Genomic DNA, 20915 nt, shown 5'->3' with positions numbered 1-20915 from the left:
CTCCGGGACACACTGACAGGCTCGCATCTGAGCAACAGCTAACAGCAATTGTCGCAGATGCTTCGCATATTCGGGAAAACCCCAGGCTGAACGCCGGGGCGTGGTGCGGCGAACTTAAATCGCGATCAGCTGAGGTTGGGAACCGCGTCCGAGAGCTCCCGCAGCAGCGCTGCCTTGCCTTTGGCGCCGACAATCCGCTTCACCGGCTGGCCGTCTTTGAACAGAATCATGGTGGGGATGGAGACGACTTGGAAGTCGCGCGCGGTCTCCGGATTGGCATCCACATCGAGCTTGGCGATGGTGAGCTGCTCGCCGCGCTCGCTCGCGATTTCCTCGAGCACCGGCGCGACCATCTTGCACGGCCCGCACCACGTCGCCCAAAAATCAACCAGCACAGGCTTATTGCTGGACAACACCTCCGTGGAGAACGATGCGTCTGAGACTTCGATTGTGGCCCCGGCTTTTTCGGCGGTCATTGAGGTGCTCCAATCATCTCGGTACTGCCAGGAAATTCGGTTGCGTCGCTTTGAGCTGCAGTGCTCGATTCGACATGGTCGGCCAGCCAGCGTTCGGCATCGATGGCCGCTGAGCAGCCGCTGCCGGCGGCGGTGATCGCCTGGCGGTAGGTGCGATCCACCAGGTCCCCGGCGGCGAACACCCCCTCGATCGAGGTGGCCGTGGTGTGGCCCTGAACCAGCACGTAGCCCTCGGGGTCGGTGTCGAGAACGTCGCGCACCAACTCCGAGCGCGGGTCGTGACCGATCGCCACGAACACACCCGTCACGGGCAGAGTGGATTCCTCTCCGGTGAGGGTGTCGCGCACCCGCAAACCCGTCACCGTCTGGTCGCCTTCGACGCCCAGGACGGCCTTGTTGGTCGCGAAGGTGATCTTGTCGTTGGCCCGGGCGCGTTCGAGCATGATGCGCGAGGCGCGGAATTCGTCGCGGCGGTGCACCAGGGTGACGCTGCGCGCGAACCGGGTCAAGAACGTGGCCTCCTCCATCGCCGAGTCCCCGCCGCCGATGACCGCGATGTCTTGGTCTCGGAAGAAGAACCCGTCACAGGTCGCGCACGAACTCACCCCGCGGCCCAGCAGCTCTTGTTCACCGGGCACCCCCAGATACCGCGCCGCCGCGCCCATGGCCAAGATGACGGCGCGGGCGCGAACGGTCTCGCCCTCGGCGGTCGTCACCGATTTGACCGGGCCGTCCAGCGAAACCGATTCGACGTCTTCCATCCGCAGATCGGCCCCGAAACGGAGGGCCTGTTCACGCATCTGGTCCATCAACTCGGGACCGGTGATGCCGTCACGGAAACCCGGGAAATTCTCCACCTCGGTGGTGGTCATCAACGCGCCACCAAACGACGTCCCTTCGAACACCACCGGCGCCAACTGCGCCCGCGCCGTGTACAACGCCGCGGTGTACCCAGCAGGACCCGAACCGATGATGATCACGTCGTGCACAGTGTCGGCGGTCATAGAACCCTTTCAAGCGATCGTCCCTGGATTCCTACAAACGCCAGCGTAGGCACGGCTGTTCCCGGTGCCGCACTAAGGGCGGGGGATTTCGGTGTTGGCCAACAAGCCGGTGTCGGCGGCGCTGCAGTTCAGCGCGACCGCGTAGACCGCCAGGCTATGGGGAGTGTCGCCCGCCACGACCAGCACGACGCCGGGGCGGGCGTTGATCTGGACCGGGCGCGCGCCCAGCACCTGCGTGGACGCCGGATAGCCGAGGCCGGTGAGGCACGAAGCGCGCCGTGCCGGGTCACCGAGGGGGCCGTAATCCGGGCTCTGGTTGAGCAGGCCGAGTATTTCGTCCTGCGACAGCGGCACAACCATCGGCGGGGTCGACACCGTGATGTGCTCGGCGGTGACCGGGGTGCTGGGGGCTGGCTCCGGTGCGGTGATCAGAGCCGCGGTACCCACGCCGACCGCCGCGAGCAGCGCGCCGACGCCCGCCACCACGGCGACCACCCGCGCGGGCCGGATCCGGGGCCGAGCCGAGTGCGCGACCGGCGGGTCTGTCTCAGCCGACGCTAGCGCTGCCGAGATCCGGGCCGTGACCTCGGGCGGGACGTCGGGCGCCGGGTCGGCTCCCAGCGTGGCGACGTCGCAGCGTGCCCGGTTGAGGGCGCGCAGAACCTGCTCGGCCTGCGGGTCATCGCGGACCCGTCGCCGCACGCGGGCCGCTGATTCGTCGTCCAGGAGGCCGGCCTGCAGGTCGGCGAGAAGCTCGACCGTCAGGGGCGACTCGTCGGCTTCGTCGTCGGCGTCATTCATCCGCCCCAGTGTCCGTCATGCGCTGCCTGACGGCCATGGGTGGGCCCAGGTCGGGCGCGGCTTTGAGGTAGCCGAGAAGTTCGGCGAGGCGCATCCGCGCCCGGGCGCACCGGCTCTTGACGGTGCCCTCGGCGACGCCCAGCAAGGCGGCGGTGTCGGCCACCGAGTACCCCTGCATGTCGACGGCGACGACCGCGGCCCGTTGCTCGACGGGAAGCCGCATCAGAGCGCGCTGCACCACCATCGCGGTCTCGACCTGGGCCGTGCGATCGGCCACCGGGTAGACGTCTTCGAGCGGGACGGTCGGGTGGGCCTTGGTGCGCCGCAGCCGGTCCAGGCAGGCGTTGACGACGATGCGGTGCAGCCAGCTGCCGACCGCGGCGTCATGCCGAAACGCGCCGGCGCCGCGGTGCGCCGAGAGCATGGCGTCTTGCAGCGCGTCCTCGGCATCCTCGGCAGTGCGCGTGGTGAGCCGGGCCAGGCGGTGCAGCTGTCGCTGGTGGCGCAGGAACAACTCGCCGAAGGCGTGCCGGTCGCCGGCGACGTGGGCTGCCAGCAGCTCGGCATCACTGCGGTCGCGCTGGATGTCGCCCCGGGAGCCCACGGCCGGACAGTAACCAATCGGCAGCGGGGCAGCACTTCACTACGGCGGGGGTGCTGTGAGCGCGATCAGGAAGCGGCCTGGACCGTGATCTCGAAGAAGCCGGCCTGGCTCTTGCCGTTCGTGGTTCCCAGCGTGGAGATCCACACCAGCAGATTCGACGTCGGCGAACCCGCCCGGACCGGGATGACGTTGTGACCCGGCTTGAGCGTGAAGGCGGGCGCCAGGACGGTGGTGTCGTTGAGCGACGCCGGGGAGGCCGTGGCCGACGAGCGAATCTCGACCTTGGTCCCGCTGCTCGGCGTGTCGATCGTGACCTGCCCGACGACGGTGGCGCTGGGCAGCTGCAGCATCAGGCCCTCACCCTGCTTGAAGCTGGGAAACGGGACCGCGTCGGTGTAGACCTCGGTCGCCCAGGCGGTCGAGGGATCACCGTCGATCGCCTGCCCGGCCGTGCCCGCGTTGTCGGCATCGCCGTCGGGGGAGTAGACCGTCGCTTTGGTCGGCTTGACGACGCTGCCGGCGGCCGCGGAACTGGGGGCCGACGACGAGCTGGAGGAGGGGCCGTTCAGCCCGAGCTCGTCCTTGTTGAGGCCACCGCCGACGTTGCCGAAGATCCTGCTCACCACCGACGCCAGGACCAACAACGCCACCACGATGACGACAACGCCCGCGCCCACGCCGATCAACACGTTGCGGCGCCGCCGCGCCAGGGTCGCGTCGTCCTGACCCGCGGAGGCACGCGCGGTGGCGGGCGCCGGCGAATCGTCGATCGGACCCAGCACCTCGGTCCGGTCGGCCACCGCAGTCGCTTGTTGCAGCAGGTTCAAAAGCGTTGACGCGCTGCGTATCCCGCCATCCTCCTGAACCGCGCGGACCGCTACGGCCGAAATCTGGAAGGGGATGCCGCGGTCGATGACCATCGGCTCCACCGGCTGGCCCGTCGAATCGCGCTCGGCGGGGGCGAGCCCGCTGCGCACGCTGGACTCCGCGAGCGGCCACCGATTGACCAGCAGGGCATAAAGCGCTGCGCCGATCCCGCGGATGTCGCCCTGCGGGTTGGCCTCGGGCATGGTCGCCGGGTACGCCAGCACGACGTCGCCCTCGATGCTCACGCGCACCCGGCTGGGGTGGTCGATCGACAACGCGACCCCGGCGCGGTGCGCCGCGTCCGCGGCCGCCGCCAACGACTGCATGGCCCGGACGGCGCCGACGGGCGACGGCGCCGTGTCGGCCACCTCCTGCAGCGAACCGCCCCGCACCCACTCCGAGACGACCAGGCCGCCATGGCCGGTGTGGACCACGTCGAGCACTCGGGCGATGCCGGGCTTGTCGATGCGGCTGAGCCGCAGGGTGCGGGACAGGATCTCCTGCAGCACCTCGTCGGGCAACGCCCCGTCGGGGTCGACGAAGGTCAGCGCCACCTGCCGGTCCAGCGCGGTGTCGAGCGCCTGCCAGAACTGCAGGGGCGGCGCGCCGCCGTGGAAGACCAGCAGGCGATACCGGCCGCCGGCGATGCGAGCGCCGGGAACCAAATGGACGTCGTCTGCTGCGGCGTCCCCACCGCGGTCGCGGGGCGCGTCAAACGGGGGCGGACCGCCGCGCGACTCGGGCGCAACGTCGCCGTTGCGCTGGTCGGACGGCCGTGACGCCGACGGCTCGGACGGGCGGTCGGCTGGGATGTCTGGTTGGAAGTCGTCGGCAACCGGTCGTGGCAGCTCGGCACCCGATGCGGCACTCTCGACAGGGCGGTCGGTCACCTCCGGTCCTTTCGCTATCCGGGCTGGGATTGCCCGCTCCGGAGGTCTGCGCCGGATCGGCTCCTGGACCGCATTTACCCCAGGCGGGGACGAATTCCTCTGCTCAGGGTACGTGACCGGGGACCGGCCAGACGATCCGTCCGGTGTCATCGGTTTGCGGGACAGCACCGCATGGCCCCCGAAGCGGCGTCTGACGGCGTCCAGCGCGGCCTGCGCCTCCGGGACACGCGCGCGGAGCATCACCGTCGCCATGATCGGCAGCATGATGACGGCCAGGATGAGCAGGCGCAGCAAGGAACCGGCACCGCCGCCGTGCGCGGTCAGTTGGTCCAGTCCCGCCAGCCGGTCGGCCACATGGGCCACCAGACCGGCCAGCATCGAGGCGGTGATCGTGACCAGGATGGTCCGCAGCTCACCCCTGCCGATCAGGTAGCCGCCCGTCGGCAGCAGGGTGCGCCGCAGCAAGAGGTAACCGATCACCGCGCCGGCCAGAAACCCGATGCCGTTTGCCAGCCCCAGATAACCGGCTACCAGCCTGGGGTCGTCGGTGAGGTGCGGCGCCAGCACGGATCCGACGATCTTGACGGCAGTGATGACGAGGATGATGACGATCGGCGTCCAGGGCTGTTCGCGCGCGTAGAAGACGCGCAGCTGGAGCAGCACCAGCCCGTAGGGGATCAGCGTGAACGCCGACAGGGCGATCGCGGCGCCCAGGTATCCGGCGTCGACTCCGCCGAAGTGGCCGTAGGCGAACAGCGCGCTGCCGATGGCCGGACCGCCGACGGTCATGAACGCGACGATCGGGATCAGCGTGATCAGTGTCAGGCGCGTGGCCAGCGACAGGTCGGCGAGCACGGCCTTAGTGTCGTCGGCGGCGGCGTTGCGGCTCAGCCGTGGCATCACCACGGTCAGCACGGTCACGCCGATCATGCCGAACGGCAGCATCAGGACCAGCCAGGTGTAATTGTAGATCGCGGGCCCGGAGGCGGCCGCAGTGCTGGCGATCTGGTTGCCGACCACCAGGCCGAGCTGGCTGATCAGCACGTAGAGCACCATCGCGGCGGCCATCGTGCCGAATCGCTTGAGGCGCTCGTCGATTCCCCATAGGGGGCGCAGGTCGACCCGCTGGCGCCGCAGCGCCACGAGCAGCACCGCGGTCTGCGCGAAGACGCCCAGCGTGGTGCCGATGCCGAGGACCAACAGCTTGGTGTTGCCCATCCGAACTGGGTCTACCGACAGCTCGCCCGGGACGACGGCGTAGACCGCCAGGGTCGCGAGGGCGACGACGTTGTTGACCACCGGGGCCCACGCCGTCGGCCCGAACACGTTGCGGGTGTTGAGGATCGCCATGAACACCGAGGTCAGGCCGTAGGCGAGCACCTGGGGGAGCAGCAGGTAGGCGAACGCGGTGGTCAGTGGCTCGTTGACCTGGGGGGCGCGGCCGAGCATCAGCCGCACCAGCAGCGGGGCGGCGAGCACCGACAGCGCGGTCGCCAAAACCAGCAGCGCGGTCGTCAACGTGACCAGACGCCGCACGAACGCGGCGCCGCCGTCGGAGTCGCTCTGTTCGGCGCGGGCCAGCACCGGTACGAAAATGGCGGTGAAGGTCGCCTCGAGCACCAGCGCCGCCACCAGGTTCGGCAGCTGGTTGGCCACCGAGAACGCGCTGGACAGCGCGGCGCCCAGGATGGCCGCCAGCAGCACGACCCGGGCGAAGCCGGTCAGCCGGCTGACCAGCGTGGCGAATGCCATCGCCCACGACCGCGACACCAGCGCGGCGTCGGACAGTTCGGGTCGCCGGCGATCGATGCCCGCTGGGACGGGCGGCAGGGGACCGGTGGGCGGCGAGCCCGGGCTTCGGGGGCGCCGCGGCGGCTGTGCCGGGCGGGGCTGTTGCGGAGCGGCCTGCCGGTGGGCGGGTTTCATACTCGATGCTCTTGCTCGACCCGATCGCCGGTCTGGTCGTCCATGCCCGCGGACCTGGCTCCGGGCGGGTCCGGCCGGTCCAGGTCGGCGCGGTCGGGCTGGCCGCGGAAGCGGTGCCACAGGCGCCGTCCGGCCAGCAACACCAGCACGGCGGCAGCGGTCATGGTGATGGCGAACAGCACCTTGCCGTAGGCGTTGGAATGCACCGACAGGCGAACCGGCTCACCCAGGCGCATGCCCTCCGGGGTCCGCAGCGTCACGTCGATGGCGACCCGCTGGGTGAAGTTCACTTCGATCGGCACCCGCAGCGGTAGGTATCCGGGCGGCAATTCGATCTGGCCGACGTCGGTGACCCTCATCCCCGGTGGTGCGTCGACCTGCAGCCGCACCCGGATGGGGACGGCCAGGCCGTTGTGCAGCGCCAGCGGTAGGGGGCTGTGCTCGGTGGCCAGGGTGTAGGAGCCGCCCGGGTTGACGATCGTGACCGCGCCGAACAGGTCGTTGATCGTCTTGCCGACGACGGCCATCCGCTGCTGGGCCATTCCGTTGCGGGTGTCGGGCGGTTCGGATTGGCTCAGCGCGCGCAGCATGTCTTCACGTAGCGGCGCGGTGTACTGGATGCCGGTCAGCCCGGTGCGCTCGTCAGTGCTCAGCGCCGACGTCAGGCCCCAGAGCCGGCCGACCTGGCCGGCCACCGCAGCGGTCACGTCGTCGCCGAATCGGCCGCGCACGGAGGTGTAGGCCCCGGCCGGCTCGGACTGCTCGGTGCGGGCCGAGGCCTCGGCGACCACCGCCGGCAGCGGTCGCGGTACCGCGAGACCGGACCGGATGGTGGTGGTGAGCGCGGTCAAGATCACGTGGGCGTCGTCGGCCTGCAGATTCCACGTCGCCGGCGGGACCAGGATCTGGGTGCGGGGCGCGTCGTCGTGGCGCAAGGCGTGCCAGAACATCGAGCCCAATGCGTCCTGGCGGCGTGCGGTCACCGAGTCATGCGCGAGCCGGACCGTCAGCGATGAGTCCAGGTACGTGGGGACGGCGGGTGAGCTTCCCGCCCCGGCCAGCGCCGCGCCCACCGCCGGGTCGAACGGCGCGACCACCACTTGCGGGGACAGCCGCCGCGGTGCGGTGTCGACGGTGGCATCGGAAGCTCCCTGCGCATCCGAGGCGGACAGGTCGGCGGCGGCAACGGCGACGGTGGTTTCGTTGGCGCCGAGCAGGTTGACCGCGCGGTTGGTCAGCGGGCCGTCGGGCACCAGGGTGGCGCCCCGCACGGACGGCACGTCCAGGATGCGGTCGACGATGCCGTTGACGTCGGTGGTCGCGGCGGCGCTCAGCCCGCGATCGTTGACGCGTTGCAAAGCGTCCAGGTCGGCCTGCGCGTAGGGGAGCGGCGCGACACAGGTGCGGCGGGCCAGGGCACGCAGCCGGTTGAGCCATTCGGCCGCCGCGGCCTGTCCCGCCCCCGGGTGGGTCAGGGTGCCCGGAAGCTGACCGGGGCCCTCGGGCGGATCGGTCACCACATAGCCGGCGGTCATCGCGTTGACGGTGACTAGCAGGTCGGGGTCGACGGCCAAACACAACGCCCGGCCGACCGCGCCGTCGGGGTCGACGTCGTGGCTGGTGGCGACCTCGGCCGCGGACAGCAGGATGTCCAGCCGTCCCCCGCTGGCCAGGGAGGTGGCCAGGTCGTCGTCGACCAGGCGCACCGGAATGGTGCCGCCGGGCACGCCCGGGGCCAGCCGGGGCCGATCGGCCAACGGCCACAACATGGTGATCCACACGGGTTTGGAGGTGTCGGGCGCGACGGCGGAGCCCAGATCACCGCCCTGGTCGGGGGGCACACCGACCACCGGTAACAGGAAGCGCGCGTTGTCGAGCCTGGCGGGGGCACCGTAATCGGGTGTGCCGTTCACGTTGACCAGGACCGGGTAGATGCCGGGCTTCTCGATCCCCAGGGACTGCTTGGTCAACGAGCGCAGCGGCGCCGACAGGGTGAAGCCGGCTTCTTGCCCGCGTTGCAGTTCGGGGGCGACCGTCAGGAAATCGGCGGCCGGCTGATACCCGTCGGTCTCGCCGTCCAGGGTGGTCCGCAATCCCGTGGACGCGGTGATCGCCCCGGCGTGTTCGAGGCGGACCATGACGTCGCGGACGGGGCGGTCGCCGATGTTGGTCACCATGCCGCTGACGGTGACGACGGGTTGGCTGGACGTGGTGACCACATCCGGGGTGACTTGGTCGATGCGGACGCGGACGAATGGTGTCACGCCGGGCTCGCCCGCGGCCGCGCGCGGCATGACGGGCGCGGTGAGCATCGCGAACCCGGCCACGATGCCGATCACTGCCGCGAGGCGTAACAAGCAGAGTCGGGGCGTCGTCACGGCCCTGGCCCGTGGCCGTTCTTTCGGCTGGTCGCCGGCTTGTCGGCATGCCGGGTGCGCGAGTGCGTCTGCGGGCGACGCCGGGGGGAGGTGGGTGGCAGCGGGGGCAGGGCGGCGGGGCCGTGGTTTTGCAGCTTGTCGATCAGCTCATGGGCCACTCGGGCCAGCCGACGTTCGTCGGCGTAGGCCAGCTTTGACGGCAGCTCGTGCATCGGCACCCAGGCCACCTCGGCCACTTCGAGGTCCTCGTCGGACAACTCGCCGCCGGAAAAGCGCATCAAATAGTGGTGCACGGTCTTGTGGACCCGGCGGCCGTCGGTGACGAACCAGTAGTCGATGCGTCCGAGCGCCGCAAGCACGCTGCCGCGGATGCCGGTCTCTTCGGCGACTTCTCTTATAGCGGTCTGCTCGGCAGTCTCACCGAGTTCGATGTGTCCCTTGGGTAGTGACCACAGCATTCGCCCCCGGCGATCGATGCGACCGATGAGCGCCGCGACCTGAGAATCGCGCGGCCCGTCGAGACCGTCGATGACCAGTCCTCCGGCGGAGGTTTCGTGCACGGTCCGCAGCCGGTCCGGCGAGCGGCGAGGCGAACGGGATCGGCGCGATTTGGTCGGCGTCGAGTCGGCGGGGGTTTGGCCGTTCGTCTGGTTCTCGCTCGAACTCGCAGCGCCACGACCGCGCCGCCGCCCCCGGCGCCTACGTGGCTTGCCTTGTTCGCCGTCCGACACCCAAGCGATAGTAGCTGGCACGGCATAGTCTCCCAGGACATACTCGCCGCTAGCGGGGCGCGCGATGGCTCAGGAGCGAGTGCGTCTGGTCAGATCGGGCCGATTGCTGCGGCGATAACAAAAGCGGGAATGAAGATCACGAGGGAGAGCGGCCCGGACAGGCTGCCAATCATCATTCCGCGGCCGATCTGACCACATCTGCCCGCTGCCCGCGCGATGAGGGCGCTGATGCCGACGTATGCCAGCGTTACCGGGAGAACGACAAATACGAAGGGCCACATCGGCAAAACAAAGAGCCAGGTAACGAAATCCACCACGAAGATGTGGACTATGGCCACTGCGAAAGTCAGCGGCCCATAACGATTGACTAGAGGTTGGTCTGGCATCGGTGACCGTCAGCGCAGCACCAGATAAGCGAAAGCCGTTCCGCCCGCGAGCACGACGGCCGAACAGCTCAAAATGCTGATGCCAACACCCCGATTACGTGGTGACGTCGACCTCAGGAACTTGGCGCCGATAAGCAGCGACACCAAAGTCGTCAGGACGGTGGAGGTCAGCATCCAAGCGCGCTCGCCGGAGTACGCACTACGCGTGTCGAACGGCCACTTACCCAGTAGCCACATCACGACAAGCAGCGTCGCCAGTATCAGTTGAACGACAAAGGGCGCCGACCACGTGGCCGTGCGCCAAGCGCGGGCGTCGAAGAAGTTCACTCGCTCAGAGCTCGACATGCTGTTGCCTTCGGATCCTTCCCGTAGCGCGTGACGCTACTAGCGGGCTTGGGCGGGTCAATTCACCTTGGGTGCGTGCGAGGCTCCTCACACGGGCTTTCGGCCCCCGGCCGACTACGCTGATCGAACGTGTCCGAAGCCGATGTCGAGCTGCTTGCCGCCGCCGCGGTTGCCCTGAATCAACACGCGCCCATGTTGCGCGAGCTGGGCTCGGCGTTCGGCGCCGCGGGCCACGAGTTGTACCTCGTCGGCGGCTCGGTGCGAGATGCCGTGCTGGGCAGGCTCAGTCCCGACTTGGACTTCACCACCGACGCCCGCCCCGAGCAGGTTCAAGAAATCCTGCGGCGATGGGCGGATAACTTGTGGGACACCGGCATCGACTTCGGCACCATCGGTGTCGGCAAGGGCGAGCACCGGTTGGAAATCACCACGTTCCGCGCCGACGCCTACGACCGGGTCTCGCGGAAACCCGCGGTGCAGTACGGCGAACGGCTCGAAGACGACTTGGTGCGCCGCGATTTCACGGCCAACGCGATGGCCGTGCGCATCACGCCGGACGGGCCGGGTGAATTCCTTGATCCCCTCGGCGGTTTGGCGGCGCTGCGCGAACGGGTGCTCGACACCCCGGCGGCTCCGTCGGTGTCGTTCGGCGACGACCCGCTGCGGATGCTGCGCGCGGCGCGATTCGTTTCGCAGCTCGGTTTCGCCGTCGCCCCGCGGGTGCGCGAGGCGATCGAGGAGATGGCCCCCGAGCTGGCCCGGATCAGCGCCGAGCGGGTGGCCGCCGAGCTGGACAAGTTGCTTCTCGGCGACGACCCGGTCTCCGGCATCGACCTGCTGGTGCAGACCGGCATGGGTGAGGTGGTGCTGCCCGAGGTCGGCGGGATGCAGATGGCCATCGACGAACACCACCAGCACAAGGACGTCTACCAGCATTCGCTGACGGTGCTGCGGCAGGCGATCGCCCTGGAGGATGGCGGACCGGATCTGGTGCTGCGTTGGGCGGCGCTGCTGCATGACATCGGCAAGCCGGCCACCAGGCGGCACGAAGACAACGGCGGCGTGAGTTTCCACCACCACGAAGTGGTCGGCGCCAAGATGGCCCGAAAGCGGTTGCGGGCGTTGAAGTATTCCAAGCAGATGGTCGACGACATCTCCCAGCTGGTGTATCTGCATCTGCGGTTCCACGGGTACGGCGAGGGGAAGTGGACCGATTCCGCGGTGCGCCGCTACGTCACGGATGCCGGGCCGCTGCTGCCGCGGCTGCACAAGCTGGTGCGCGCCGACTGCACCACCCGCAACAAGCGCCGGGCCGCCCGGCTGCGGGCCAGCTATGACCGGCTGGAAGCGCGGATCGGTGAGCTGGCCGCGCAAGAGGATCTGGCCCGGGTGCGTCCTGACCTGGATGGCAACCAGATCATGAAGCTGCTGGACATCCCGGCGGGCCCGCAAGTCGGGGAGGCGTGGCGCTTCCTGAAAGAGCTGCGGTTGGAGCGCGGGCCGTTGACGGCCGATGAGGCGACCGCGGAACTGCTGAGTTGGTGGCAATCGCGGGGGAACCCGTAGCGGCGGTCTCGCGTCCCATCTTTCGTGGACTACTGCATGGCTGGCGACGACGGCACGGCGGATATGTGGCACCGGGACCTCGACCTTGACCTGGATGGCGACGGCCGGCTCGATGCTTTCGGGCTGGATTTCGACGGTGATGGATTGCACGACGACACGCTCGCGGACTTTGACGGTGACGGCATCGCCGATCACGCGGTGCTCGACCTCGACAACGACGGCACTCCCGAGGCCTACTTCACCGACGACGGGTCCGGGACATGGGGGATACCTACGGACCAGGGGCGGCAGCTCCGTTGGTTCGGGCTTGATGGCGTCGAGCACACCGGCGGACCGCTGGTCGATTTCGACGGCCACGGCCGCGCTGACGATCAGCTCTTCGATATTGACGGCGACGGAGTGGCCGACAGGGTGTTGTGCGCCGATGAGGGCGGCGTCACCGGATACGTCGACACCGATGGCGACGGCAAGTGGAATGTCCGGCTGAGCGATTCCGACGGCGACGGCCTCGCTGACGGTGCTAGCGCGCTGTAAGGGTGCACACTCTTCTCCGAATCGAGGAGCTGCACCGCGCATCCATCGCCGTCTGCTATTGGTTGCCTCGGACACCGAGACATAGGTGCGGTGGTTAACCCGGAATTTTGCTCAGGCTGTAGTCGGTGACGTCGAGCACAGCTTGCTGGCCCCTGTCGGTGTTTATGAGTCCGACGTTGACATCAATCAGCACGTTGTTCTTGGCGGCTATCGCGCGGTCAAGGCGCGCTCGAAGCAAAGGCCCCTGCGCCGTCGCCACCAGGGTGGTAATCCCGTTCTCGACGATGTCGGGGACGCCCATAGCCGTCTTAACGGGCTTAGACCCGGGGGCATGCCCGAACACGGTCATGGTCGAGCCCCCACACCGGCGCCAGATCGACAATGAATTCGCGAGCTGTTGCTGGGCTGCTGCGGGGTCGCGAAAGGCTAGGACTACTTCGCCCACCATCTGGAGGGGGGGTCCGTCGCGGGGCTCGTTGATGACCAATGAGTAGTAGCCAGTGACGTCCCGCATGTCGTATGAATTGTGAGCCCCGCCCCCGAGAATCGGGCGGCACTCCTCGGGGTCTACGTCGCCAGAAGTTTGGCTGGGCTGGAATGTGGGCGGTTCGGGTAACAAGTTCTGGATACCGACGAAGTTTTTTACATCATCCAGGGGTGGTAACAGCCGGGGCAAGTCCGCTGGCTTAACCATGGGCGGTGGAGATGGCGTCGGTGAGGTCACAGTCGTTGGAGGAGCAAGGGTTGTATCGATGATCGATTTGCCGGGCGGCCTTTGGTGCGAGGTCATGATTGCCGCGGTGAGTGCACCGCCTACGGCCAATATTAGGGCCGCGACTGTAGCCGATATTCGTCGGCGGGACTTCGGTCCTGCCGGCGCGAAGTTTGGCTGGCCGTTGACGGGAGGTGAGGCGAGTTCGGTCGGCGGGCCGCTCGGATGCTGCTGCCACCACCGCGAGTCAGGTGGGGTGCCAGAGGAAATACCAGATGGTTCAAGGCGCGGCGGAGTGCGCCCCGCGGTGACGCGTCCCTCCAGGGCCGCAGTGGCGGCATGAGCGAGCTCGCGCGCTGAGGTGAACCGGTGCGCCGGGTCCTTGGCCATGGCTGTGGCGATCACGCCGTCCATAGCCGTCGACAGCCCGGGGAGCCTATCGGTGATCTTTGGGGGTGGCCAATGCAAATGTGCTGCGATCACCGCCACGGCACCACCTCCGGCCGCAAACGGCACTTCGCCCGTGAGAAGTCGAAACAGTGTGCAACCCAAGGAGTACAGATCGGCTCGGCCATCGAAAGACTGCCCGGCAAGAACCTCCGGCGCCGCATAGGACAAGGTGGCCAAGACCGAACCGGTTGCAGTCAGACCGGCATCATCAAGCGCACGGGCGATTCCGAAATCTCCTAGGAGCACTCGCTGATCGGCCCCAGCTTGCCCTGACAACAAAAAATTTGCCGGCTTGATATCGCGGTGCACAACGCCACGTTGGTGTGCATAATCGACTGCCTTGGCGATCTCGCCGACTACGTATACCGCCTGCGCTGCGGGCATGGGCGCGGCTCGCAGCGCGTCTTCAGCATTAACACCGTCTACGTACTGCATTGCGATCCACAGCTGGCCCTCCCACTGACCACGCTGATGAATCGAAACGATGTTGGGATGATCCAGCGCTGCGGCGACATCGGCCTCTCGGATAAACCGCGTCCGGAAATCGGGATCGCGCGACAACTCCGCCGCGAGCACCTTCAAGGCTTCGCTGCGGGGCAAGTCCGGATTACGCGCCAGATAGACGGTTCCCATCCCCCCGGCACCCAACACCCGTTCAATGCGGTACCCGGCAAAGACCGAACCCACGCTCAGCATGACGGCAACCGGCTACCCGCGACTAGCCGCAAAAATCGCGCCCCACACGTACGCCGCAATGACCAACCCCCTATGAACAGCAATGACAATTGACGATAACCAGGCTCGAGATTGGCCGCGGCAGGAATTGCTGTTATAGATCCGGACACGCCCTTCGGCGGCCTCCGGCGGACTACCAGCGTCTTTCCCGAAGCTCACTCGGAAAGGCCAAGACCGCCTGAGGGTCACCGCTTGGGATTGCTGAGATGGGGATACGGACAGCGCCGGCAAAACGGGATGCCCAGCAGGGCGGTTCGCCGGTGAAGATCCCACCGGCCGCGCCGAACGCGCTGCAAGGTCGCTGTGGGGTTACGCCGTGAATTGACCACTGTCGCCGACCTATTTAGCCTGGTCAGTAGTGGCGTGCCATGCGAATGGCTATGCATCGCTTCTTGCCGCGGGCAATCGAGAGAGGGGGTGGCGATGTTCGTCGACACAGCGCTATTGCACTCCGGAGGTAACGATTCGCATCGTGCCGGCGGACACGCGCAAGAGGGAGCTGACCAACTCGCGCAGGGACCACTGGGGTCGGGGATGTTCGGTGACTTCGCCGCGGCCGATTCGTTCCATTCGGCGATCACCGCCGCGCATACGCGGCAGGTGCAGACCCTGCAGGGGCACCAGCAGACGCTGACCGATGTCGGCGCCAAGGCTCATCACGCGGCCAACGGTTTTACCAGCTTGGACGAGAGCAATGCCGGCGAAATGCGGGCGTTGCGGCCGGGGGCGGGTACAACGACATCCTGAGTCTGAGGAGGGCGACGGTGATGAACGCTGCTCCCAACTCGGGAATGGGACCGACTGACGATCCACCCAGTGGGCCGTGGATATCGAGTCACCCTAGACAGCCAGCACCGCGTGCGCGCACCTGGCCGGCAACCGCCTTCGCAGCGATTGCAACTCTGTTGGGCGCTGCAGCCCTCGCCGTGGCACTGATGCGCTCGACAGGGAGCCCGGGCGAGGCCCCCGCGACGACGGCTAGGTACACGCCGGAAGAATCCACTGCAGCGCACAGAAAGCTGTGTGACGCATACAGCTTGGCGTCGCGCGCCGTCCAAATCGAGACAAACGGCACCAGTCCAGAGCGCGCAGGTATTGCGGAAATCAATGGGGCGATGATGCTAGACGATGCAGTGAATGGGGCTGCGGGGCTATCGCCTAGCGACCGGGCAGCGGCGGTTGCCCTAGCGCGGGCATACACGAATCTCGCGGCCGTGGCTAGTTTGAATGACAATCTGAAATGGCAGCCAGCGTTGAACGATGCCAACGCAAAAGACGCTGTGATGCAGAAGGTGTGCAATGGCGGTTGACCAGCCGACGTGTGGGCCGCGTGCCCCGATCGGGCTGCGGTGGCCAGCACCGCCCGCGGCCCTCAGGTTGCTGCGCAGGGCTGGAATCAGACGTGGCTGCGCGGTGCGATACTCCGCATAATCCACAAGCTGGCGCGGGCAGCCCGTCGTCTCTAACGGATACCGCATCGCCTAGCCGCAGAAGGTTCGGCCACTTCAGTTGGATTTGATGCGTATACAGCATCGGCAGCCGAGGCGAGGTGGTGGGATCCATCGGACGACGGAATGGCAATCTCCGCGGCGGCCAACAATCTGAATTGCTCACGACGCGTTCGCTGTCGCACTATCGATCCGCGGGCCGTCAAAGATAATTGGAGCCTGTCACTGACTGGATGTTGCACCGCGAGGAGGACGCATGACGGGGAACATGCCTTTGGGACGCGGGGAGGGGCCAGCCATCGGACCGCCCACTGGACCTTGGTCACCAAACTATCCCGGGAGCCCAGCGCCGGGCTCGCGTACGTCTCGAGGCGCTGTCTTGACAGCAGTCGCGATTGGGGCGACAGCCGCAGTCGCCGTCGCGGCATTAATCGTGGCCTTTGCGAGACCTACAGCGACGAACACGTCAACCACGAATACGACGCCGACCTACACGTCTGCCCAGACAGCGGCGGCTCAACAGCAAGTCTGTGACACGTACAAATTGGTCGCTCGGGCCGTGCAAGTCGACACTGCCGGTACCGATAAAGCGCTAGCGCGCATCGCGGACACCAACGGCGCGGTCATGCTTGACATCGCTGCAGCAAATCCTGCGCTTGATGGCACGCATCGTGATGCTGCACGCGCGTTGTCGACCGCATATGCAACGGTTACAGCGAAGGGAAACGGCATGGTCGCCACGGATGCCGAATATCAGGCTGCGATCGATGACGTTATAGCTAAGGACTCTGCAATGAAGAGAGTTTGCGGTGGGAGTTGACCTCCCACCAGGTAAGTGGACGGCGCTGCTGATCGGGCCGTGGTGGCCAGCGCCACCAACCGCCCTGCGCGCCGCCGCTCAATACTGGAATTATGCGTTCGAGCAGCAAGAACAATACTCGCAAGATTTGCGCAACCAGCGCGCCACGCTATTAGCGCACAATGCGGGCCACACCGCCGACGACCTGGCTGGCCGCTATTACCAGGGAGAACAATTTCATCTGGACCTGGCTGAAAAATACCGGGATAAAGCGGCTGCTCTGGACAGGTGCGCTAACGAAGTCGATTCTTTGCGCTCGAAGTTGGCGGCTAAAGCGGCGGCCGGCAACAAAGAAATCGACGACATACTGGCGTCCAAGAAGCCAGAATTGGAAAAATTAGCCGAAGTGCAGGCTGCCCAAGTCCGGTACAACGCCGAGGCCGAGATTGCATCCGACGCCGCCGTCACCAACATGATGGCCCAGACGCAGCAGATGCTCAGTAACGAAGGTATCTCCAGCAACGCTGAAGCATGGGCGCGTGACCAACGGCTGGGTGACGGCTCCATCGCACGACCTCGACCGATCACAGGCGAGGATTTGAACCCATCGTCACAAAGCCCCGGAGGACGTGACGCCAGCTGGGTCAAAGAGGACGGGGGCGCCCCTGCTGGTATTCAGACAGCTGGCGGGAGAGTGCCGACACCACCAGGAGCTCGCAATGGTGGAACGGGCGGTGGGGGAGGTGGGTCGCCAGGAGTAACTCAAGCCACTGGTGGGCGCGCCACGGGAGGTCCTCCACCGGCTGCGGCCCCGCCGTCACCGCAATCGGGCGTGCAAATGCCCGCTGGCGCTACGTCCGCAACGCCAGGGATGCCGGGGATACACGGTGCACCCATGTCACCCGCGGCTCCGGCGCAGGGTATGGCGCCCGGATTAGGCCAATCATTCGCGAGCGGAATGGCGACGGGGCAATCAGCGGGCGCGGGTCCGCAAGCACTCTCGACAAATGCGATGAATGCGATGGAGGGGGGATCACCCCCGACTAACCAAACGGGCGCTCCGGCTCCTCCGACAGTAGCGACCGGCGTCCCGGCTGGCGGAGCATTCGTTGCGGCGAATGCTCCGGTGGACACACCACCGGTCGCTTCGGATGCGCCGGCGTCGGTCAGTGGCGGATCGACCTCGGTGGCGCCTGCCGTAGTGCCTGGCGGCTCGTGGTCAGCGCCAGTGGCTCCTGTCACCGGCGGCCCTGCTGGTCCGTTGCCCGCTTACGGCTCTGACCTGCGTCCACCAGTGGCGGGGCCTCCGACCATGCCGACGGCCCCGGCGGGACCGGTATCTGGCACACCGGTCGCGCCTTCACCAGGTTCATCCCCATCGGCCGGCGGACCACTAGTTTCCCCGGTAGAGCGGGCGGCGCAGGGAGCCGCCGCTGGGCAGGCCGGAATTACATCCTCGACGGTGGCTGGCGCAACGGCGGCGTCTGCCACCGCTGGCGCGGCGGCCGGGGTTGCATCGAACAGGTCAGCCGAACAACAACGGCTGCAACGAATTGTCGACGCGGTGGCCCGACAGGAGCCTCGGTTATCCTGGGCGGCTGGATTGCGCGATGACGGCACCACCACCCTGCTGGTCACCGACGTCGCTAGCGGATGGATTCCCCCACACGTCCGAGTGCCCGCCCACATCACTTTGCTTGGACCCTCTGCACGACGCCGTGATGCCAACGCAGTTGATTTGTTGGGCGCCATTGTGATTGCGGCTGCCCACCATGCCAACACCTATGTTGCCGAGCCGGGCGCGGAGGAGCCGCCGTTAACGGGCGATCGGCTCGCACGGTCCACCGTGCCGGACGTCGATGAACTCGGCCCAACCCTCGTGGACGCCGTGCGACGTCGTGATGGCCTGCCGCGGATCGCTCAGGCCATCGCGACGCCCGCTGTGCGGAAAACTGGCGTGCTCGAAACCGAGGCCCAACTATTGCGTGAATGCATCGCAGACGTTCAGCACTCGGTTCTCATAGCGTACCCCCACCATGACCAGGCCGCAGTTGGCGACTGGATGCTTCTGGCGGCGATCGAGGCGCTAATCGACGACCACGAGTACCTGGCGAATTACCACCTAGCTTGGTTTGCGGCGATCTCCAGGCACGGCGGCTCTTAAAAAGCCCGGATTGATACTGGTGATTGGTGGTTTTGTTGACCATTGAGCGTCAAGGTGACTACCGCCCAGGGCGTGTTATGGAAAAATCAACTTCGGCGGTCAATGCGGGTGTCGTGAGAAGGAAAGGGGGGTGGAACTGTGACAATCCAATCGAATCCGTTGGTCTACGGAGTCTTGGCGAATGCACCGGCGGATCTGCCGCCAGTGTCGCCGCCTCAAGGCGCTCCGCCGGACGCCTCGCCCGCAGGGGGCCCGGCTACTCAAGCAGCGATAGCCGCTGCGAACGCGGGCGTACCCAAAGACGCAGCAGACGCCGCAGCCGCAGACGCGGATCGCCGGGCCCGCGCCGCCGACGCGGCCGCGAAATTCCCCGCGAACGAAGCTGAATCACAGCAACAGATGCAGAACGTCGGTCAGCAAGCCCCGCAGATGATGCAGCAGATGCTGCAGAGCATCACCGGTGCCCTGGGCGGCGCGGTCGGCGGCATCATGCAGCCGCTGACGCAGCTGCCACAGCAGGCGATGCAGGCGGGCCAAAGCGCTATCCAGCCCCTGATGAGCGCGGTTCAAGGCGCTCACGGAGCCGGACTGGCGAGCGACGCGCATCTTGTCGACAGCGTCGGCCCGGGCTCTGGAGCCGGAGCCGGCGGCGGCTTGGGCGGCGGTGGCGGGGGTCTGGGCGGCGGCGGAGGCACCACCCCGGCCAGCTCGCTGGGCCCGCCACCGGTGCCGACATCGTCCCCGCCGACGACCCCGGCCGGGGCGGCCAAGGCGGCCATGGCGCCCCCGGTCAGTGGCGCGCCGACCACGGGGGGTCAGACGGGTATGGGCGGTATGGGCATGATGCCGCCCGGCGCGATGGGCGCCCACGGTGACGGCGGCAATAAGGAGAAGTCTCCGGAGAAGCGCATTTCCGCCCCGGGCGTGCCCAACGGCCAGCCGGTCAAGGGGCGCCTGACGATGCCGCCGAGCCCGCCGGGGCCCAAGCCCGGTGAGGACAAACCCACGGTTGTCACCAACCGGCCGAACCGGCGGATCGTGATCATGCCCACCGAGGACGAGGCAAAGGACTAAGGGCACCGGAAGCCATTCCCACTCCACCGGAAGGTGAGTGGTCGGTCCACTCGGCCCGCAGTAGGGTCGCTACGTAATCGCTCGTTATTGACAGCGGAACTGCCTATTCGTGCATGCTATTGAGTACGAATTTTCGCGGCCAGGGTGTGGGAAAAAGGGGAATCAGGGTGGGGCAGTCGTTGACTGATCCGCTGACGAGGCAGGCGGTGACGGCGCTATCCCGCGGCCATGGCCTGTTCGCCGGCGAGACCATTGCCGCCCCGGTCGGCAGCGGGCAGGCACACCCCGAGGTCAGAACCGACGGTCTTCCGGCCGCCGCGGCCGAAGGCTCGACGAACGCGCTGAACGAACTGCGCCAGTCGACCGAAACTGACCGCGCGCTGGCCCGCATCATGGCGACGGCACGGGACGACCACGCGCAGGCACGGACGGCCACCAGGGCGATCTTGGAAGACGCGAAGGCCGACGCCACGCCGGCCGATACCCCGATGGCGCGGCGCGAGGCGATGGCGCGGATGGCGGCGAGGCTGCGCACCCAGCACCGGCACATCCTGAACTCGCGCCGGCGGGCGCGGCTCCTGGCGCTTCGCATAAGGCGGCTGCGCTACCGACAACGGCGGGCGGCGATGCGAGGCGACCAGGGCAACGGGCGAGCGGCGGTCCTGGCGGCGACTCGTAAAGCCCTGGATATCAAGGGCATTCACGACCCGGCCGCGCGTGCCCGCTGGGAGCGCGGCATGGATCTGGTGGCTCGCCGCGAATCCAACTACAACGCCAACGCCGTCAACGACTGGGACTCCAACGCGGCGCGGGGCACTCCGAGCAAGGGCGCCTGGCAGTTCATCGCGCCCACATTCGCGGCCTATCACCAGCCGGGTACGTCACGCGACATCCACAATCTGGTGGCGCAGGCGTGCGCGTTCATCAACTATGCGATGGGCCGCTACCACGTCGCCGCGGACGCGTCGAATTTGGCCGATCGGATTCAGCAGGCCGATCCGCGCAGATCACCTAAGGGGTATTGA

The 20915-nt window shown here is 67.3% G+C and carries 17 protein-coding genes; 7 read left to right on the top strand and 10 right to left on the bottom strand.

Features of this window, described 5'->3' with window-relative positions; all coding sequences use genetic code 11:
- Positions 1-125 precede the first annotated feature (125 nt).
- The 9 genes from trxA to H7J89_RS09070 form a co-directional block, all read right to left on the bottom strand.
- Positions 126-476, bottom strand: coding sequence for a thioredoxin (gene trxA, locus H7J89_RS09110; protein ID WP_264042051.1), 351 nt, complete (start codon positions 474-476; stop codon positions 126-128).
- The gene (gene trxB, locus H7J89_RS09105; protein WP_264042044.1) at positions 473-1480 is read right to left on the bottom strand and encodes a thioredoxin-disulfide reductase; all 1008 of its coding nucleotides are present in this window, start codon (positions 1478-1480) and stop codon (positions 473-475) included. The genes trxA and trxB overlap by 4 nt, the downstream gene beginning before the upstream one ends.
- Positions 1481-1552: 72 nt before the next feature.
- Positions 1553-2281, bottom strand: coding sequence for an RsmA family anti-sigma factor (locus H7J89_RS09100; RefSeq protein WP_264042042.1), 729 nt, complete (start codon positions 2279-2281; stop codon positions 1553-1555).
- Positions 2274-2885, bottom strand: coding sequence for an RNA polymerase sigma factor SigM (sigM, locus tag H7J89_RS09095; RefSeq protein WP_264042040.1), 612 nt, complete (start codon positions 2883-2885; stop codon positions 2274-2276). Before sigM ends, H7J89_RS09100 begins: the two co-directional genes overlap by 8 nt.
- A gap of 65 nt (positions 2886-2950) precedes the next feature.
- Complete coding sequence (murJ, locus tag H7J89_RS09090; RefSeq protein ID WP_264042038.1) at positions 2951-6568, bottom strand: murein biosynthesis integral membrane protein MurJ; 3618 nt, start codon at positions 6566-6568, stop codon at positions 2951-2953.
- Positions 6565-8946, bottom strand: coding sequence for a hypothetical protein (locus tag H7J89_RS09085; protein ID WP_264042036.1), 2382 nt, complete (start codon positions 8944-8946; stop codon positions 6565-6567). The genes murJ and H7J89_RS09085 overlap by 4 nt, the downstream gene beginning before the upstream one ends.
- A complete protein-coding gene (locus H7J89_RS09080; protein WP_264042033.1) occupies positions 8943-9677 on the bottom strand; it encodes an NUDIX hydrolase in 735 nt (244 codons plus the stop codon). Before H7J89_RS09080 ends, H7J89_RS09085 begins: the two co-directional genes overlap by 4 nt.
- A gap of 89 nt (positions 9678-9766) precedes the next feature.
- Positions 9767-9994 (bottom strand): hypothetical protein, encoded by a 228-nt coding sequence (locus H7J89_RS09075; RefSeq protein WP_264042031.1) that lies wholly within the window; start codon positions 9992-9994, stop codon positions 9767-9769.
- A gap of 78 nt (positions 9995-10072) precedes the next feature.
- Positions 10073-10390: a hypothetical protein gene (locus H7J89_RS09070; protein ID WP_264042029.1), complete on the bottom strand. Its 318-nt coding sequence runs from the start codon at positions 10388-10390 to the stop codon at positions 10073-10075.
- Between the two features lie 147 nt (positions 10391-10537).
- Between H7J89_RS09070 and H7J89_RS09065 the strand changes: the two genes are divergently transcribed.
- The gene (locus H7J89_RS09065) at positions 10538-11974 is read left to right on the top strand and encodes a CCA tRNA nucleotidyltransferase (RefSeq protein ID WP_264042027.1); all 1437 of its coding nucleotides are present in this window, start codon (positions 10538-10540) and stop codon (positions 11972-11974) included.
- Between the two features lie 24 nt (positions 11975-11998).
- Positions 11999-12508, top strand: a complete 510-nt coding sequence (locus tag H7J89_RS09060; protein WP_264042025.1) for a pullulanase — start codon at positions 11999-12001, stop codon at positions 12506-12508.
- Between the two features lie 94 nt (positions 12509-12602).
- Here the strand turns inward: H7J89_RS09060 and H7J89_RS09055 are convergent, their stop codons facing one another.
- Complete coding sequence (locus H7J89_RS09055) at positions 12603-14366, bottom strand: serine/threonine-protein kinase PknH/PknJ (RefSeq protein WP_264042023.1); 1764 nt, start codon at positions 14364-14366, stop codon at positions 12603-12605.
- 462 nt (positions 14367-14828) lie between these two features.
- Here H7J89_RS09055 and H7J89_RS09050 point away from each other — a divergent pair, with 462 nt between their 5' ends.
- From H7J89_RS09050 to H7J89_RS09030, 5 genes are all read left to right on the top strand, one after another.
- Positions 14829-15152: a DUF2563 family protein gene (locus tag H7J89_RS09050; protein ID WP_264042021.1), complete on the top strand. Its 324-nt coding sequence runs from the start codon at positions 14829-14831 to the stop codon at positions 15150-15152.
- A 957-nt stretch (positions 15153-16109) separates the two neighbouring features.
- The gene (locus H7J89_RS09045) at positions 16110-16673 is read left to right on the top strand and encodes a hypothetical protein (RefSeq protein ID WP_264042019.1); all 564 of its coding nucleotides are present in this window, start codon (positions 16110-16112) and stop codon (positions 16671-16673) included.
- 451 nt (positions 16674-17124) lie between these two features.
- Positions 17125-18816, top strand: coding sequence for a DUF5631 domain-containing protein (locus H7J89_RS25740; protein ID WP_308205117.1), 1692 nt, complete (start codon positions 17125-17127; stop codon positions 18814-18816).
- Positions 18817-18954: 138 nt separating this feature from the next.
- Positions 18955-19890: a hypothetical protein gene (locus H7J89_RS09035; RefSeq protein ID WP_372513748.1), complete on the top strand. Its 936-nt coding sequence runs from the start codon at positions 18955-18957 to the stop codon at positions 19888-19890.
- Between the two features lie 113 nt (positions 19891-20003).
- Positions 20004-20915 carry a transglycosylase SLT domain-containing protein gene (locus H7J89_RS09030; protein ID WP_372513747.1) on the top strand — a complete coding sequence of 304 codons (912 nt, stop codon included), beginning with the start codon at positions 20004-20006 and terminating at the stop codon, positions 20913-20915.

Origin of the sequence: Mycobacterium paraffinicum (assembly GCF_025822865.1) — a bacterium.
GTDB classification, from domain to species: Bacteria; Actinomycetota; Actinomycetes; order Mycobacteriales; family Mycobacteriaceae; genus Mycobacterium; species Mycobacterium paraffinicum.
The sequence above is the reverse complement of the archived record's forward strand: the minus strand, read 5'-3'. Positions and strand labels throughout refer to the sequence as shown.

Bases quoted from the DNA above. Each gene is read 5' to 3' on its own strand.
- trxA (WP_264042051.1), bottom strand. From the start codon at position 476: ATGACCGCCGAAAAAGCCGGGGCCACAATCGAAGTCTCAGACGCATCG.
- trxB (WP_264042044.1), bottom strand. From the start codon at position 1,480: ATGACCGCCGACACTGTGCACGACGTGATCATCATCGGTTCGGGTCCT.
- H7J89_RS09030 (WP_372513747.1), top strand. From the start codon at position 20,004: ATGCTATTGAGTACGAATTTTCGCGGCCAGGGTGTGGGAAAAAGGGGA.
- H7J89_RS09055 (WP_264042023.1), bottom strand. From the start codon at position 14,366: ATGCTGAGCGTGGGTTCGGTCTTTGCCGGGTACCGCATTGAACGGGTG.
- H7J89_RS09045 (WP_264042019.1), top strand. From the start codon at position 16,110: ATGACGGGGAACATGCCTTTGGGACGCGGGGAGGGGCCAGCCATCGGA.
- H7J89_RS09050 (WP_264042021.1), top strand. From the start codon at position 14,829: ATGTTCGTCGACACAGCGCTATTGCACTCCGGAGGTAACGATTCGCAT.
- H7J89_RS09100 (WP_264042042.1), bottom strand. From the start codon at position 2,281: ATGAATGACGCCGACGACGAAGCCGACGAGTCGCCCCTGACGGTCGAG.
- H7J89_RS25740 (WP_308205117.1), top strand. From the start codon at position 17,125: ATGATGGCCCAGACGCAGCAGATGCTCAGTAACGAAGGTATCTCCAGC.
- murJ (WP_264042038.1), bottom strand. From the start codon at position 6,568: ATGAAACCCGCCCACCGGCAGGCCGCTCCGCAACAGCCCCGCCCGGCA.